General features: G+C 59.9%; 15 protein-coding genes and 1 pseudogene. 1 reads left to right on the forward strand and 15 read right to left on the reverse strand.

All coding sequences use genetic code 11. The features are described 5' to 3' along the window. The 8 genes and pseudogenes from ACYP5B_RS39680 to ACYP5B_RS39715 form a co-directional block, all read right to left on the reverse strand. Positions 1-218, reverse strand: a pseudogene (locus tag ACYP5B_RS39680) (hypothetical protein); the annotation flags it as partial. Positions 219-409: 191 nt separating this feature from the next. Beyond that, the gene (locus ACYP5B_RS39685; RefSeq protein WP_459573283.1) at positions 410-751 is read right to left on the reverse strand and encodes a DUF3085 domain-containing protein; all 342 of its coding nucleotides are present in this window, start codon (positions 749-751) and stop codon (positions 410-412) included. 110 nt (positions 752-861) lie between these two features. Further along, positions 862-1,305 carry a hypothetical protein gene (locus ACYP5B_RS39690; protein ID WP_459573284.1) on the reverse strand — a complete coding sequence of 148 codons (444 nt, stop codon included), beginning with the start codon at positions 1,303-1,305 and terminating at the stop codon, positions 862-864. An 86-nt stretch (positions 1,306-1,391) separates the two neighbouring features. Beyond that, positions 1,392-2,018 (reverse strand): hypothetical protein, encoded by a 627-nt coding sequence (locus ACYP5B_RS39695; RefSeq protein ID WP_459573285.1) that lies wholly within the window; start codon positions 2,016-2,018, stop codon positions 1,392-1,394. 463 nt (positions 2,019-2,481) lie between these two features. Further along, entirely contained in the window at positions 2,482-3,954 is a 1,473-nt protein-coding gene (locus ACYP5B_RS39700; protein ID WP_459573286.1) for an NAD(P)(+) transhydrogenase (Re/Si-specific) subunit beta, read from the reverse strand. Further along, a complete protein-coding gene (locus ACYP5B_RS39705; protein ID WP_459573288.1) occupies positions 3,951-4,298 on the reverse strand; it encodes an NAD(P) transhydrogenase subunit alpha part 2 in 348 nt (115 codons plus the stop codon). Before ACYP5B_RS39705 ends, ACYP5B_RS39700 begins: the two co-directional genes overlap by 4 nt. Before the next feature lie 15 nt (positions 4,299-4,313). Then, positions 4,314-5,432, reverse strand: coding sequence for a Re/Si-specific NAD(P)(+) transhydrogenase subunit alpha (locus ACYP5B_RS39710; RefSeq protein ID WP_459573289.1), 1,119 nt, complete (start codon positions 5,430-5,432; stop codon positions 4,314-4,316). A 77-nt stretch (positions 5,433-5,509) separates the two neighbouring features. Then, the gene (locus ACYP5B_RS39715; protein ID WP_459573290.1) at positions 5,510-6,583 is read right to left on the reverse strand and encodes a porin; all 1,074 of its coding nucleotides are present in this window, start codon (positions 6,581-6,583) and stop codon (positions 5,510-5,512) included. Between the two features lie 201 nt (positions 6,584-6,784). Here ACYP5B_RS39715 and ACYP5B_RS39720 point away from each other — a divergent pair, with 201 nt between their 5' ends. Next, positions 6,785-7,444, forward strand: coding sequence for a GntR family transcriptional regulator (locus tag ACYP5B_RS39720; protein ID WP_459573291.1), 660 nt, complete (start codon positions 6,785-6,787; stop codon positions 7,442-7,444). Between the two features lie 48 nt (positions 7,445-7,492). Here ACYP5B_RS39720 and ACYP5B_RS39725 read toward each other — a convergent pair whose 3' ends face one another. The 7 genes from ACYP5B_RS39725 to ACYP5B_RS39755 all read right to left on the reverse strand — a co-directional run bounded on the left by ACYP5B_RS39725 (position 7,493) and on the right by ACYP5B_RS39755 (position 15,811). Continuing rightward, on the reverse strand, positions 7,493-8,899 hold the full coding sequence (locus tag ACYP5B_RS39725) for an MFS transporter (RefSeq protein ID WP_459573292.1): 1,407 nt from the start codon (positions 8,897-8,899) through the stop codon (positions 7,493-7,495). A gap of 122 nt (positions 8,900-9,021) precedes the next feature. Next, on the reverse strand, positions 9,022-10,068 hold the full coding sequence (locus ACYP5B_RS39730) for an NAD-dependent epimerase/dehydratase family protein (protein ID WP_459573293.1): 1,047 nt from the start codon (positions 10,066-10,068) through the stop codon (positions 9,022-9,024). Between the two features lie 34 nt (positions 10,069-10,102). After that, the gene (locus ACYP5B_RS39735) at positions 10,103-11,200 is read right to left on the reverse strand and encodes a dihydrodipicolinate synthase family protein (protein WP_459573294.1); all 1,098 of its coding nucleotides are present in this window, start codon (positions 11,198-11,200) and stop codon (positions 10,103-10,105) included. Between the two features lie 52 nt (positions 11,201-11,252). Beyond that, positions 11,253-12,890, reverse strand: a complete 1,638-nt coding sequence (locus tag ACYP5B_RS39740; protein ID WP_459573295.1) for a CoA-transferase — start codon at positions 12,888-12,890, stop codon at positions 11,253-11,255. Continuing rightward, on the reverse strand, positions 12,887-13,630 hold the full coding sequence (locus tag ACYP5B_RS39745; protein ID WP_459573296.1) for an enoyl-CoA hydratase/isomerase family protein: 744 nt from the start codon (positions 13,628-13,630) through the stop codon (positions 12,887-12,889). Before ACYP5B_RS39745 ends, ACYP5B_RS39740 begins: the two co-directional genes overlap by 4 nt. 15 nt (positions 13,631-13,645) lie before the next feature. Then, a complete protein-coding gene (locus ACYP5B_RS39750) occupies positions 13,646-14,983 on the reverse strand; it encodes an FAD-dependent oxidoreductase (protein ID WP_459573297.1) in 1,338 nt (445 codons plus the stop codon). Between the two features lie 144 nt (positions 14,984-15,127). After that, positions 15,128-15,811 (reverse strand): GntR family transcriptional regulator, encoded by a 684-nt coding sequence (locus ACYP5B_RS39755; RefSeq protein WP_459573298.1) that lies wholly within the window; start codon positions 15,809-15,811, stop codon positions 15,128-15,130. Between the last annotated feature and the right edge of the window lie 314 nt (positions 15,812-16,125).

Below are 16,125 nucleotides of genomic sequence, written 5' to 3' on the forward strand. Positions count from 1 at the left end.
ACTACCGCGCCGGCGACGCCAGGAAAACCACTGCTGGCCGATACGGGGCCGTCATTGCCGACGATGCTAACTGGCCGCACTCGGACAACAGTTACCTGTTCGGCTGCGCCAGTCCGCAAAGCCTCAGACCCGCGATAGACATTGGGGGAGCTTTGCTGAGCGGCGCAACCGGTAACCAGGGCGCACAAAACAACGAAAATCGGGAACGTCTTGAACATGATGGCCTCGCAGAAAGAAAAAGGCCAACATGCCTACGGGCAGGATGGCCCGTAGGGGGGGAAATACTGTGCCAACTGAACAGTCGGCGGGGGTCGATGCGTCGGAGACGCGGTAGGTGCAGCTATGTTATCAGGCAAGCCAGCGTTTGAGGAGTCCATTCGAGCCACCTGGCGCGACGATGGCCCCAAACTTATCCGGTCAGCCCGTCGATGCGAATACTGCTGCGCGTGACGGTGACGCGCACCTTCATGCAGGCCGGCTCGGCGAGCATCTTGACGAGGTCAGCGACGGGAAAGTGCTGGCCAAAGTCGTCGCCGCCGAAAGCGCGCCTCGCGTTCTCGTAAAAGTCCTTGTCGACGGCAGGCTTGCAGCCCTTAAAGAAGAACAGACGTTTCTGCGAGGGCGCAGGGCCAACGCTGCACCCGATATAGGCACCGTGATCTTTGGCAATGAAGAAGCGCTGCGTGTTCACCTCTTCGCTGAAGGTAACGAGAGATTGGACTTCCGCGCGGGAAAGTGTGATTTGCGGCATGGATTGCTCCTTTAAATGATGACGGAGCACGCCCGTAAGAGGCCGTGCCCCTACGGGATGGAATGAACCCGGATCGCGTCATGCGGCCGGATGGAACGAAAGCGCGTGCACTACAGGTCCGCGCGCTCCCAGCAGTAACTATCGCCGATGGCGTAGCACTTCGCGACCGTACCGTCGATGGTCAGGTCCGTGGCGCCGCACCACTGCGGATCGTCGCCTTGCAGGCAGAACTGGTCCGTCGCCTCGCTGTAGTAAAGCTCCGGCATGTGCTCGCGCAGAGCGAGTGCAGCCTCTCGGGTGAAGAATGGGATTAGCCAGCCGTTCCACAGCTGCCCGTTTGAGAACGCGTCAATGACGACTTCCGGTGGCAGCCAGTCGCCAGTGACCTTCGTAGGTCTGAACGGCGGCGGATCGACTGGAGAGAACTTGCGCTGGAAATCAAGCCAAGAAAGGTCGCGCCACGTATAGCGCTCGCCTTGGACCAATACCGTGACAGGCTCGACGAGCTCGCCAGTCTCGATGCTCCGGAATACCTTGGTGGGGTGATTGTTCATAGTGTGTGCACCAAAAAATGAGGGGCACAGTCACAAGGGACGGTGCCCCTGCGGGTGGAGAAGCCTGACCAGGCGGCCAGAAAGGGTTAAAGGAACGATGGAGAATCGGCCCACGGCAGATGGGCCGGGCCTTCCAATGCCTGCGGTCGCACAGTGCCAACGAAATCCTCGCGGCGGTTAATGCTGACGCGCGTGTTGTCGTTGCCGTTGTGGTGTAGGTAGACACCGTTCCGGTCAGGCGGGAGCTTGCCTTCCATCGCCTCCAGCACGCGATGGAAGTCGCTCAGGTGGCGAGGGTCGTACTGCCCAGCCTCTCCGCTGCCACGATGTGGTCCCAGGGCTCGACGGTATATCGGATACCCGCCGTCGACCGTCAGGAACTGGAACGAGGTACCCCCGTGGGTAAGCTCGGCCCATCGCGGAACGGCGGGGTCAATGCGAAGCTCCAATTGCGCAAACCTGCCGCGACTCGGCCTCACAAAGTCGAGGGCGTCGTGGGGAAGGATTGCGCTGGCCTGGATGGCGCCGGCTAGCCGGTTGGCTTTCGCGGAAAGGAAGACGCCCATGCGCTTCCCGTCCATGGCAACCAGGCGTATTTCAGTCGAAGTCGCTTCGACGAAGACGCCATTGAGCCAATACCGTTGGTCGGTCTTGGGCGCGAGCAAGGCGATGGCCTTGAGCTGCCGCGGGTCAATCTGGATGATTTGAATCACGTGTGTGCTCCAAAAAAATAGGAGCACGCCACAAGGGACAATGCCCCTGTGGTTGACGAGACGCCTGGCGGTGCCAGGCAGGGATTCGATGCGTCGGAGACGCGGAAAGTGCCGAAATATTATCAGGAGGGATGTTCTTTTGCACCCCCCAACGACAGGAAATTGCTTTCCGCCGGAGGCGGTCCACCGAAAAGAGAAGGTTTGTCGTCGTTGGGAGGTGGAAGGCCGTGTGGCTGTCAGGACGGGTGGCCGGACTGCGCTATGTTACGTGGATGAGCCGGGCGGCCGAGATCGGCCAGTATGAGACGTTCAATATCGGCAAGACCGTGCCGTTCGGACGGCCGCTTCCGTCTTCACTACGGTCATCGTGAAGTCGCGGTGTGGCTTCGCTATAAAAAAAACGGGCTGATAAGAAACAGCCCGTCAAAAGCGCAAAACTCAGTCTTGTCTACCTATATTGCATTTAATCAACCGCCTTAAGCATGTCCTCGACCACCTTCTTGGCATCGCCGAACACCATCATGGTCTTGTCCATGTAGAAGAGCTCGTTGTCGAGACCGGCGTAGCCGGAGGCCATCGAGCGCTTGTTGACGATGATGGTCTTGGCCTTGTAGGCCTCCAGGATCGGCATCCCGGCGATGGGCGAGTTCGGATCGGTCTTGGCCGCCGGGTTCACCACGTCGTTGGCGCCGAGCACCAGCACCACGTCGGCCTGGCCGAACTCGCTGTTGATGTCTTCCATCTCGAAGACCTGGTCGTACGGCACCTCGGCCTCGGCCAGCAGCACGTTCATGTGGCCCGGCATGCGGCCCGCCACCGGGTGGATCGCGTACTTCACGGTCACGCCCTTCTCGTGCAGCAATTCGGTCAGTTCCTTCAGCGCGTGCTGGGCACGCGCAACGGCGAGACCGTAGCCGGGGACGATGATGACCGTCTCGGCGTTGCCCATCAGGAAGGCTGCGTCGTCAGGCGAACCCGACTTGACCGGGCGCTGCTCGCCGCCGCCGACCTTGCTGGCCGCGGAGGCGTCGGCGCCGAAGCCGCCCAGGATCACGTTGAAGAACGAGCGGTTCATCGCCTTGCACATGATGTACGAGAGGATGGCACCGGACGAACCCACCAGCGAACCCGCGATGATCAGCATCGGGTTGTTCAGCGAGAAGCCGATGCCCGCCGCCGCCCAGCCCGAGTACGAGTTCAGCATCGACACCACCACCGGCATGTCGGCGCCGCCGATCGGGATGATGATGAGCACGCCGAGCACGAAGGCGATGGCCAGCATGACCAGGAACGGCACCCATTCCTGCGTGATGAAGAAGGCAACGCCAAAACCGAGCATGGCGATGGCGAAGGCCAGGTTCAGCCAGTGCTGGCCGGGGAACACCACCTGCGCGCCCTGGAACAGGCGGAACTTGTAGCGCCCCGCCAGCTTGCCGAAGGCGATCACCGATCCGGAGAAGGTGATGGCGCCGACGAAGCAGCCGATGAATAGTTCGATCCGGTTGCCCATCGGGATCAAGTGCGAGCCCGCCGGCGCGATGCTGAAGGCCGCCGGCTCGGCCACGGCCGCGACCGCGATGAAGACTGCAGCCAGACCGATCAGCGAGTGCATCGCCGCGACCAGTTCCGGCATCTTGGTCATCTCGACCTTCTTGGCGACGTAGGCGCCGATGCCGCCGCCCACCACGAGCCCGGCCAGGATCAGGCCCAGCCCGGTACCGATGGACGACTGCGCCGTGCCGGCCGCCAGGAATTCGTTCTTGAGCTTGGCGATCAGGGCCACCGTCGTGATGACGGCGACCGCCATGCCGATCATGCCGAAGGCGTTGCCCTTGCGCGCCGTCGCCGGGTGCGACAGGCCCTTGAGCGCCTGGATGAAGCAGACCGAGGCACCCAGGTACAGCAGGGTGACCGTGTTCATAGAGAGACCGTTCACTGCAGGACCTCCGTCACCTTACCGCCGTGGGCTTTCACCTCGGCTGACGCCTTGGGCGCCTTCTTCCTGAACATTTCCAGCATGCGCTGGGTGACGAGGAAGCCGCCGAAGACGTTGACCGCCGCCAAGGCGACCGCCAGCGTGCCCATCACGCGACCCGTTGTGCCTTCGGTCAGTCCCGCCGCCAGCATGGCGCCGACGATGATGATTGCCGAGATCGCATTGGTCACGGCCATCAGCGGCGTATGCAGGGCCGGCGTCACGGTCCACACCACGTGGTAGCCCACGTAGATCGCCAACACGAAGATGATCAGGTTGATCACCGTGTGGTTCACCAATTCCATTCTTGACTCCAGCACTTAGTTTGATCTCTTGACTTCCCCGCCCGCACACATCAGGCAGGCAGCGACGATGTCGTCTTCCAGGTTCACGGTCAGCTTCGCCTCCTTGTCGACCACCAGCTTCAGGAAGTCGAGCACGTTGCGGGCGTACAGCGCCGACGCATCGGCGGCCACCATCGAGGCCAGATTGGTATGACCGATGAGGGTCACGCCATGGCGCTCGACGACTTCGTCGGCCACGGTCAGCGGGCAGTTGCCGCCCTGTGCGGCCGCCAGGTCGACCACGACCGAGCCCGGCTTCATCTGCTGGACGGTTGCCTCGTGCAGCAGCGTCGGCGCCTTGCGGCCCGGGATCAGGGCAGTGGTGATGACGATGTCGGCGTGGATGGCGCGCTGGTGGACCAATTCGGCCTGCCGCTTCATCCAGTCCGGCGGCATCGGGCGGGCATAGCCGCCCACGCCCTGCGCGATCTCGCGCTCCTCGTCGGTGAGGAAGGGGACGTCGACGAACTTGGCGCCCAGCGACTCGATCTGCTCCTTCACGGCCGGACGCACGTCCGAGGCCTCGATCACCGCGCCCAGGCGCTTGGCCGTGGCGATGGCCTGCAGGCCCGCCACGCCGGCACCGAGGATCAGCATGCGCGCGGCCTTCACGGTGCCAGCGGCGGTCATCAGCATCGGCATGAAGCGCTGGTAGTGGTGCGCGGCCACCAGCACGGCCTTGTAGCCGGCGATGTTGGCCTGCGACGACAGAACGTCCATGCTCTGCGCGCGGGTGGTGCGCGGCGCGGCTTCGAGCGCGAAGGCGGTGATGCCGGCGGCGGCCATGCGGGCGTTGTTCTCGGCATCGAACGTGTTCAGCATGCCGACCAGGATCGCGCCCCGCTTCATCCGCGCCAGCTCGGCGTCGTCGGGAGCGCGGACCTTCAGCACGAGGTCCGCGCCGAGGGCATCCGCCGCCGTGCCAATGCGGGCACCAACGGCCTCATAGGCGCCGTCGGGCACGCTGGCGCGCACGCCGGCGCCGGCCTGCACGGTGACCTGGTGCCCCTGGGCGACATACTTCTTCACCGTCTCCGGGGTGGCGGCGACGCGAGTTTCGCCCGCACGACTCTCCAAAGGGATGCCAATCAGCATCTTATTATCTCCAACGCAAATGGAACTGAATAGTTTCGAGAGATGCTACGGACCAGCAGTCACCGCAGCATCAATGCTTAAAACCGGTGTCGAATGCCTATTCCTACTGTATCGGCGTGGGACTGATCGGCGAGTTTGTCGAAGAACAGCGCGGCATACACGTCTGTTCGCTTCGAAAAGTTATAGTCATACGCCAGCGCAGCCGTGTTCCGATGGAAATCGGATATGTTGCTTTTCACTTTCGCATAGGAATAGGACGCTAGCAACGACCCGCTTCCGATTGGTACGGAAGCACCGATCTGTCCGTTAAGGTGTTTGATATCTCCGCCCGGCCCGCCTACATCGGTTTTGATGTATTGCGCCTGTGCAAACAGCTTGACCAGGGTGAAGTCATAGCTCAACCCAGCTTGGGCAGCGCTCTGTTTGGTGAAGCCGACAAGATTCGGCGGCGCGGAAACGTCGCCCGGCACGAGATTGAACTTGACTTGCTGAAACGCAATCGTCGCCCCAATCGGACCAGATAGGTAAGAGACGTTACCACCCCACTTGTTCTGACCAGTGGCTCCTGGCTGCTCCCCGAACGAGTAGATCGCGTTCGCCGACAGGCCGCCCATAACGGGCATCGAATAGACAACCGAGTTGTTCCAGCCGGAATCGCCGATGATGCCAGGATCAAACAGTGCCCCGGAACCTACGCTCTTGTAAGTTTGGAAAATGGTCGGTGAGAAATTAAAGGAGTCAACCAGCGGATTGAACAGGATGGTGGATAGAAAATACGGCGTGGTGTTGCGACCCAGTCGAATGGTACCGATACGGCTACTGTCCACACCCACGAAGGCGCTTCTGGTGAAGAATCCATCAGCGTCTGTTCGGCCGAATCGCCCCGTGTCTCCGCGATAGAAGCCACCCAAGTCAAAAATGGCCTTGACTCCCGAACCCAGTTCTTCCGATCCCTTCATACCCCAGTAGGATGTCTGCATCCCCCCCGATCCGAGTATGTAGGCACGTTCGCCGCCAATCGCCTTGCTGGTGCCGACGAACATATCGGCCTGACCATACAAGTTGACCTGCGTTTGCGCCGCAGCCGACAGCGAAAATACCGTCACCGCCCCTACGACGCTTGCACGTATACCGTTCATTTTCTTACCCATGTCTCCTCCAGTTTGAATTCGTTCTAACACCTACCATGCAACCGATATATCAGACTGTCTGGCCACGGCGCTTTCTAATGCGGCAGCTACGTCACCGGCGCCGCTACACGCCTAGTGGCCCTTGCAGTAGAATTCCCTCTTTGTCCACAACCAATATATCGAGGGAAAGTTATGGCGTCTCAACGCGCGAAGCACAGCCCCTTGGGCGACAGCGATCAGGACACAATCCCTCTTCCCGTGCAAGCCCATGAGCGGCTGCAGGAAATGCTCGTGACTTTGGTCTTGCCTCCGGGTGAGATGATTTCCGAGGGAAAGCTGGCCGAATACCTGGAGATCGGACGAACGCCTGTCCGGGAAGCCATACAACGGCTCGCCTACGAAGGTCTGCTAAAGATCATGCCCGCGCGTGGCATCATGGTGACGCCGATCAATGTCGTTCATCAACTCCAAATACTAGAGATACGCCGTCAATTGGAACCGCATATCGCACGTAAAGCCGCGCGAATCGCGACAGACGCCCAACGCGTCACGATGCGGCAGTTGGCCAGTTCCATCACACGGTCCGCAGCAAGAGATACTGTCGCGGACTTTATGCGTGCGAACCGAGAAGTACACTCGATCAAAGTCGCTGCCGCTTCCAATGAAGTCCTCGATCGCGTGATGGACAACTTCTACGGTCTCTCGATGAGATTCTGGTATGCCAACTACCGCCATCGCACCAATTCCCTGATTGAAGCTGCCGAACTACACGCTTCCATCCTCACCGCCATAACGTCTTCCGACGAGGAGGAAGCGGGCGCACAGACGCATAAACTTCTCGATTTCCTTGAGGCCTTCACCCTGGCCACTTTGGAGAGCTAGGCGCGTCGCGCACGATCTAGGGCATCTGCCGACGAGGGCAGATCCCTGTTAGGGCGACAACTCTTCGAGCACTCGCTCCTTGGTCTCAATTGCGAACTTGGCCACCAGAACTGCAGCAACAAGCGAGATGGCAGCAAATACAGCGAAGACCAAGCCTAAGCCGAACTTCATCAGACCGCCGATGATAATTGGCCCAGCCATCGATGCGACGCGCAGCCACGCAGTCGCGGTTCCGACGCCCAAGGCGCGAATCCGGGTCGGATAAAGCTCGGGGGTGTAAAGATAAACACCAATCGCCGCCGCTGTAGCGAAGAAGTATGCGCCGCTACCATACACGAGCAGGTGCTCCGGCGTAGATGCCCCGGACATCCACAGCGCCAGCAGAAATCCGCCTGCACCTGCCAGCGAAAGCGCGAACCACGCCTTTCGACCAAGACGATCGATGGAGAAGGCACACACCGTAGCGCCTACGAAACCTATGGCAGTACTTACCAGGCCATATCGGAGAGACAGTTCAAGAGGCAGCTTGAACACGGTGTGATACAGGGTCGGGAGCCACGTGCTGATGCCATAGTAGACGAGATATGATGCAAACCAGATCGACCACACAATGAAGGTTCGCACTGCATACGCCTTGCTGAACAGCTCCTTCCAAGACGACTCTTCCTTCCTCGCATTCGTAACGGCCACTGGTTGAGGCGCTGGAAGGGGATGGCCAACCGCAGCTTCGACTTCGCGCTCGATCCCTTTCAATGCTTCGTCAGCCTCCCTGAACTTCCCTTTGGAGGCAAGCCAGCGCGGCGACTCGGGCAACCAACGGCGAATCATGTAGATGATCAGGATAGGGATCGCACCGATGAAGAACATGTAGTGCCAACCCAAATGGGGAACGACCCAATATCCTATGACGCCAGCCGCCACAACGCCCACCGAGAAGATGAGTTCATAGAGCAGAACGAACTTTCCGCGACCGTGAGCCTTGGTGATTTCGCTGATGTAGACGGCAGCAATCGGGACTTCGCCGCCGAGTCCGAACCCTTGCAGAGCGCGAAAAATCAACAGCGACTCATAGTTGGTAGCAAAGCCGCAGGCGATACTCATCGTAGTGAATGTCGCGATAGCGGCTACCATTGCGGGGACGCGTCCAAATCGCTCCGCAATCCACGAGAAAAACAGCGCACCCGCGAGCTGACCAAGGTAACCGGTGGCGATGAGAATGCCCACCTCGCCGGAAGTCAACTTCCAGAGCGGCACCAGCACGGGAAGCACCTGCGCAATGGCCAACGCGTCAAATGCGTCAAAAAACGTCGCGGTGCCAATTAACAGCCGGGCCTTCGCGTGCCACCGCGATATTGGAAGCCGTTCGATGCGCCCGGAAACGTCCGCTGGTGAGCCAACGTCTGCCATTCCTGAGCCACCGCTCGAGCGCGCGCCTTCAGCATAAGCGTTATACATAGTGTCTCCATCCAATTGCGAGCGAGCTGGGGTCCCCACCCTCGTGGATGCAGGGCCCCGTCGCTACTTAGTGTCATACTTTCAGTATGGTTGGACCAGTGGGGCTCCAACCGAGCTCACAATCAGAAGATCCCGCTGCGCACTTCGAACTTGCTGGGCTTGCCGTGCACGGGCTTCCCTGCCTTGACCCACTCTGCGACCCACTTCACCATCGTATTGACGGGAACCATGGGGTTGCCCAGGAGATCGGCCGCCCGGTCGCAGTTCACGTACAGGCAGTCCTTTTCCTCACCCACAAATTTCGGAGCGATGCCGAAACTTTCCCCGAACATGGTCGCGATCTTTCGCACGCTCACCGCTTCGGGACCACCAATATTGATCGGCGTACTCGGCGTGTCGCAGTGGCAAAGCAGTCGGGCGAAGTGGTTGATGGCATCACCCTGCCACATCACGTTGACCGTTCCCGTCTCGAGCGGAATCTCCTTCTCCTGGAGGACCCAGCTCGCGATCTCCTGGAACACGCCGTAGCGCATGTCGATCGCGTAGACGAACCGCACGAGTCGGCCCGGCGTCTGATGCAGCCGAGAGTAGTACTGGAAGGTACGCTCGCGGCCCACGACCGAATTGGCATACTCGCCCGGCCGGGCAAGCGGCGGGCACGCTTCGGTTACACCACCTTGCAGCGGATTGGACCAGGGGTAGACGTGGATCGTGGAGAAGGCAACAATTCGCGAGCCAGCAAATGCCTCAGCCACAATCGCCGGCGCAACGGTGTTCATTGCCCAAAGGAAGTCTTCACGCCCCTTGTAGTCGAACTTCAGACCCGCCATGTAGATGACGTTCGGAATCTTCGGCAGGGCATTCACGGCAGCTCGGTCGAGCAAGTCACACCGGATCGTTTCCACGCCCCACTGCTGCAGATGTTCCTCCGAGCCGGGTTCCGAGAAGCGGGACACACCGATTACGCGCTTGTGAGGAGCGGCCCGTTTGATAACCCGGGCCAGCGTGATGCCCATCTTGCCGGCAACGCCTAGGATCATGATGTCGCCATCCAGGCTCGCCATGTCTTCGGCGAGTTCGCGGGTCGGCGTGGACATGAAGTCCTCAAGATGGTCGACATCCCGAAACGCTTCCGGGAACATAGAGGGGGAAAGGAAGGATTCTTTCATGGTCGTCTCCTATTGAGATATACGCTTAACTGATTTATTCGGTTACTAGCGGAATCGACCGACCGTCGTCTGCAAGCCAGCGATCCAGATTGGCTTTCACGAAGGCGTCGTCATTGAAAGCGGGGTAGTCGCGATAGACGCGATCGATGTCCTCCACTTGCCCGGGCGACAATGTCTCTTGCGGATTCAGGCACCACGTTCCCTTGACGAGGCCTTGTCTACGAAGTACCTCGAGGCAACCCGGTACGCATCCGCGGAAGTCATTCCGAGCGTCGTATATAGCGGCGTTGCAATCGGTCACGACCGAGTCGAGTGCCAGCAAGTCATTCGGCACCAAATCGCCTTGAGCTTCAGCATGCACGCGCTGCAGCAACTGAGCCGCATTTCTGGTCCAGACGCTCCAGTGCCCGAGCAGTCCGCCACGGATACGAACCGTTTCGTAGCCACCATGCGGGGCTTTCATCATCAACGGTGCGATGAGATCCAGCATGATATGGTCGTCATTGCCGGTGTAGAGAATCACGCGGTCCGCTGCCGACGCATCGACTACCGCCCGCGCGATATCGAGGGTGCGGTAGCGATTGAACGGCGCCATCTTGATGCCGATGACGTTCTCGATCTTGCAAAAATCGACCCAGAAGCGATGGGACAGATGAAAGCCCCCGCATTCCGGAAGCAGCGAGAAGCCGATGATAGGAGTCTCTTGTGCCACCCGCTTGCAGTGCGCGAGGACTTCGTCCTCGCTGGCGGAGCGAAAGGCAGCGACGTTGAGCAGCGCGGCGTGATAGCCAAGACCACGCGCGATGGTCGCTTCTTCGACCGCCTGAGCGGTTTTCCCGGTAACGCCCGCCACCAGGACAGTACGCCCGTCAGACCAATCGTTCGCGGTGGTGGCCGCCAACTTCAGCACCGGCTCGTAGAGGCCATGCTCGCGAATGGCAAACTGCGTGGTATGGACGCCAACTGCCAGACCGCCCGCGCCCGCGTCGACGTAGTAGCGGGTAAGCGCCCGCTGGCGCTCCACGTCCAACTTACGATCTTCCGTCAGCGCCAACGGGTGGGCAGGGATAGCCAAACCGGCTCGAAACTGGCTCAGCACTTCCGACGGGAGCTCACTGCTGTTCTTGTACATCTTTGTTGTCTCCAACTGCGTGTTACACGATGTCTTCACAGATCCGCCGTCATCACAGCAAGGGCGAGTCCTCGATCTCCTGGCGCGCGCCGCCGCTCGTTTGGGTGACGCATTCCTTTGTTTCCGGTACGAACAGGGCGGCGTCCATGAGAGGCAGCGGGTCGGCAATCGCATGGGGTTGAAAAGCCATCAGGTCGAGAATGTCTTTCTTCAGATCGACGCCCGGGGCGATTTCGCTCAGCACCAGCCCCTCAGGAAGCGCGTCGAACACGGCACGCTCCGTAATGATCTTGGCGGTCTGACCCCGCCTCACACCATCGGCGACGGAATATGTGATGCTTTGTGCCGTCGAGACGAACTTGCTGATCTTGCCTTCCTTCACGATACGCATCTCACCGTTCTCGAAGTTCACCTCCAGGCCGCCGGTAGTGAAGGTTCCGGTAAACACCAGTCGCTTCGCGTTGTGAGCGATATCAATAAAGCCACCCGCGCCGGGATTCGACTTTCCGAACTTGCTCACATTTACCGTGCCAGCCGCGTCATACTCCGCGAAGGCGAGAGCCGCGAACTCGCAAAGTCCGCCATCAATCACATCGAACTGCGACAGCCCGTCGATCAGCGCATCGGGATGCATGTTTGCCGAAAACTGCCAGCCGTTCATCACCACGCCACCGTAGGAGCCGTGCTCGGTGGTAAACCAATAGTCATTCGGTGCGTGAACGGGATCGAATGCGCCTGACTCCTGCATCACAAGCGGCACATCTGCGGCGGCTCCAAAGCCGAAGATGGAAAGTTCATGCTTGCGTACCTCCAGAGCCGCCCGGCGAGCGATAACCTTGTCGGGCCCAAAGGGAATGGTCGGCATGCGACTCGTGCCAACGTTGCGCGAGTGCAGATATGAAGCGTCATACGGCGTGTCGGTGCTCATCATCATGGTCTGGTCGACCACGATTTGATCCACGAATACGCCGGGCAGGCGAGCCTCGGTGGCGAGCCGTTCGCCTCGCTTCAGGACACGACGCACTTGGGCGATGACCTTGCCGTTGGACGCCTTCGCGGCCAGCGCGAGTGCAAGGCCTGCCGAGACCAGCGGCTCATCCTCAAAGGAGAGATTGCCGAACTCGTCCGCACTGCTAGCACGGATGATCGCCACATCGAGCGGCCAAGTTGGATAGAAGAGGACGTCCTCGCCGTTCAGCGCGATTCTTTGTACGAGATCGTCCTTGCATCGCTCCGTGAACTTGCCTCCACCATTTTTCGGATCGGCATACGTGTCAAGACCAATCCTCGTGATATATCCCGGGCTCTTTCTTGCGACCTCACGCAGCCAATGCATCGATGCCCCGATTGGCCACGAATAGGCTTCTACGCGGTTCTCCTGAATCAGACGCATCAGTGCGGGCCGCTCACCTGTTGCGGGGTTCACCGGGTTGATATAGGACCCCGATACGATCCGCTTCATCAGGCCTTCTTTTGCGACATGGTCCATGCCGCGAATACCGACGGCGTCTCCAGTACCACAGGGGAAATAGAAAGTCAGGTCGCGGGGAGCGGCCGTACTTTCGAATCGCTCTCCCAGGGCATTCAGTACCATATCGGGCACTACCCAACCGATCACGCCGACAGACGCTACGGTGTGGCCGTCGCGGATCGAGCTGATGGCCTCTTTTGCGGAAACGATCTTGTTCACGCTTTCACCTTCGAAAACTTGGAAAAAGTTGCCTGAGCCGCAGGGGATGCGCAGTCGTCAGCGAACTGACGAGTCGCGACGCGGTCGAAGTGTTCGCCGTTTCCAGCAATCCTGGGCTCGAAATACCGCTTGCAGGATGTGACAGCCTCTGGCGGCAACGCGCAGAGCTTTGCGGCGACGTCCATTGCGATTTCGAGGGCTTGGCCAGCCGGCGCGGTGTAGTCGGCAATGCCGAGCCGGTATGCCTCGAGACCATCAATGGGGTCGGCTCCCCACGTCAGCATCCTGGCGCGAACCGGGCCCACCCGGGCCTCCAAGGCGTGAAGTCCCCACGGCGGCAACCAGCCGTTCGCCACTTCGGGAAGATGCCAACGCGTGTGCACTCCACTGACCACCAGGTCACATGAGACGGCGAGAATAAAGCCACCGCCCAATGCATAGCCTTCAACCGCCGCCACGATGGGCTTCGGATGCGAGGCAAAGATCCGCGCTACGCTTGCAGTAGCAGTCTCATGCTCACACATGCCATCGACATCAAGGCCGGCCAACTCCTTCAGGTCACTTCCGGCACAAAAGGCCGGGGGCGCACCAACCAGTACGATAGTGCGCACGGAGGGGTCAGTGGCCGCATCGCGCAATGCGGTTGCGAGTTGTTGCATGCCCTCTGTGCCGAGAGCGTTTCGTCTTTCCGGCCGATCAAGCCAGAGTTGGCGTACAGGCCCGATATCGATCTGTTTCACGTTTATCTCCAACGTTTAGATGACTGCACCGTCCTTGCGGAGGGCTTCGCGAATTGCGGCGGGTTCGACTGCCCGCACGGAAATGCCTTCCCTATTTGCGATGGACGCGGCGTGTCCGATGGCCTGCCCATAGGAAAAGCACTGTGCCGTAACGCGTGCAGAAGCGACGGCCTCGTGCTCCGCAGACAGGCAGCGCCCGGCCACCAGGAGGCCTTCACCTTGTTTCGGGACGAAGCACCCATATGGGACATCGTAGTAGTCGTCCAAAATCCATTCGACCATCGGCTTCGCCCCACTGTGAAGTTCAATTGGCCACGGTGAGCGTGCGATCGTGTCCGGATGCTTCTTTGCACCAACCACGGCAGCATTACTGAGGGTGGCAATGCCGGCGATTTGGCGGGTTTGACGTACGCCCACCTGCACGCCCGTATCATTCACGAAGGCGTTTTCACAGCCGGCAAGATGCTGCCGGAAGAATTCGGCGTAAGCGCGTACCTGCGAGCGCCCGTTCACCTCGGCTTCTGTGAAATCCTGGTAGTGGAGGGTATTCAGTTCGCGACCATCGTCCCCGGTGACACGTGTGCAGTTGCACAGAAGTTCTCCGGGCCTGGTTGTTGGAAACATCCAGATTTTCGTCCGGGGCAGCTTCCCGGTCTTGGCGTTCTCTTGCAGGATGAGCTCGGTAACCTCCTTGCCCATGATGGTGTCATCGCCGTAGCTACGCACGAACTTGCTGACATCGACGCCAGCGAGCCGGAAGATCATTGTTGGGTTCTGCACGCGACCGTTATCACCGATGACGTCCTGCAGACCCAGCATCGCTGCGATGTCAGCGTCGCCGCTCGCATCAATTGTTGTCTTGGCATAGACGGTGAGACGGCCTTCCTTGGTCCACACCTCGACCCCATCCAAACGCTCCATGCCCTCGCGGAGAACACCGATCGCGACGGCGTGATAAACGACCTCAACGCCGCAGTCCTTCAATTTGGCGTCCGCCACCTCTCGCCATACCAGCGGGTCGTGCACGCGCGTCCAGGTTTTCCCGTAGCGCAAGGGATCGCTGAGACCGCCCCGGGCGGCCAAGTCGTTACAGAATTCATCTGCAAAGCCGAAGACAATCTGGGCGGGAGAGCTTTGGTGGTTTTCCGTCGCCAGGTACATGCCACATACCGTGCCGGACAAGCCCGCCACGGCACCACCTCCGCAGAAGCCGTACCGTTCGATGAGGATGACTGACATCCCATTGCGCCGGGCCGCAACCGCCGCAGCGACGCCTGCTGCACCGCCGCCCACAATCAGCACATCGCACTTCCGCGTCATGCCACTACGTCTATCAAAGGATCGCAGGTTCATTGTCGCCAACCGATATATTGCATGTCGACCATGTTAGGACTGGTGTTTTGGGATGTCAACCGAGAACTTTGCTAGGGAAAGTACCTACGTAATGACTGTGCGCGATCGGCCACGAGCGAAAGATGCACCAGGGGAACGACGGGCTTACCGGATGAATCGGTGCAGGACCGACCGCGTAAGGCCCTCTAAGAAGACAAGAAACGCTTGGGAGGCCTTAGCCGCCGCATCCGAATCCCCGCTGGCGATGGCGCGCATCACGCTAATGTGTCGCTCCGCGCCTTCCGTATAGGCCTCACTGGCTTGGATATGTTGATACCAGAACCGGCGGGACTGAGCCAAAATTAGCTCCATGGTCGCCTCCAAAGTTCGGTTATGGGCTGCCTGCACTTCCGCCTCGTGAACTTGGCGGTTAATCAGAAAATATTCTTCCTCAGAGCGATTGGCGGCTGCCGTCGCAAACTTGTCGGCGAGTTGGAGCAGCATGCCCCTTTGCGTGTCGGTAGCGCGCTTCGCTGCCAGCTTGACCATCAGTTCCTCCATCGGCCTGCGAACTTCCAGCAATTCGAGCTGCTGTTGGACATCACTTCGCGCAACCAGAGTGCCACGTCGGGCGTGCATTTCCACGAAGCCAATGTGCTTAAGTCGTTGCAGGGCCTCCCGTACCGGCGTACGTCCCATCCCCAGTTCATTAGCTAACTGCACCTCTGACACCATGGTGCCTGGAGGCAGTTGTGAGGTAACGATCATCTGTTCGAGCCTGCGGAACGCGAGTTCGCCCAGTAATGAACTTTGCTCCTCCGGCGTCTGCAGTAATTTCGGAGTATTCATGACCACTCCCATTCCATGGATCGGTGACATACTACATCAACAATCCTGACATATCAGTCGAACGTGAGAATGTCAGACTAAAGCCAATACCGACGAAAGTGCCTTGAGCGCCGCTTAATTGAAAGTGGCGCCCAACCGGAGGCTATTGGGAGTCCTCCGATGACCGACGGAACGACAGACCGAAAGGCCCGTAGTGGCCGAACTGCCCGTGCGCGGTGCAATCCACCCAAGTTAAGCCTCAGCATGCCTTGTAGGCGGCATGTCGATGAGGTTTGTGGCGAGGTGGACGTGGCTTAGCGCGATCCGGTCGCACG

This window comes from Cupriavidus sp. 8B (genome assembly GCF_054589115.1).

What these genes read in the sequence shown, in the direction of transcription:
- ACYP5B_RS39685 (WP_459573283.1), bottom strand. Translation starts at nt 751, where the DNA reads ATGCCGCAAATCACACTTTCCCGCGCGGAAGTCCAATCTCTCGTTACC.
- ACYP5B_RS39690 (WP_459573284.1), bottom strand. Translation starts at nt 1,305, where the DNA reads ATGAACAATCACCCCACCAAGGTATTCCGGAGCATCGAGACTGGCGAG.
- ACYP5B_RS39705 (WP_459573288.1), bottom strand. Translation starts at nt 4,298, where the DNA reads ATGGAATTGGTGAACCACACGGTGATCAACCTGATCATCTTCGTGTTG.
- ACYP5B_RS39710 (WP_459573289.1), bottom strand. Translation starts at nt 5,432, where the DNA reads ATGCTGATTGGCATCCCTTTGGAGAGTCGTGCGGGCGAAACTCGCGTC.
- ACYP5B_RS39715 (WP_459573290.1), bottom strand. Translation starts at nt 6,583, where the DNA reads ATGGGTAAGAAAATGAACGGTATACGTGCAAGCGTCGTAGGGGCGGTG.
- ACYP5B_RS39725 (WP_459573292.1), bottom strand. Translation starts at nt 8,899, where the DNA reads ATGTATAACGCTTATGCTGAAGGCGCGCGCTCGAGCGGTGGCTCAGGA.
- ACYP5B_RS39730 (WP_459573293.1), bottom strand. Translation starts at nt 10,068, where the DNA reads ATGAAAGAATCCTTCCTTTCCCCCTCTATGTTCCCGGAAGCGTTTCGG.
- ACYP5B_RS39735 (WP_459573294.1), bottom strand. Translation starts at nt 11,200, where the DNA reads ATGTACAAGAACAGCAGTGAGCTCCCGTCGGAAGTGCTGAGCCAGTTT.
- ACYP5B_RS39750 (WP_459573297.1), bottom strand. Translation starts at nt 14,983, where the DNA reads ATGAACCTGCGATCCTTTGATAGACGTAGTGGCATGACGCGGAAGTGC.
- ACYP5B_RS39755 (WP_459573298.1), bottom strand. Translation starts at nt 15,811, where the DNA reads ATGAATACTCCGAAATTACTGCAGACGCCGGAGGAGCAAAGTTCATTA.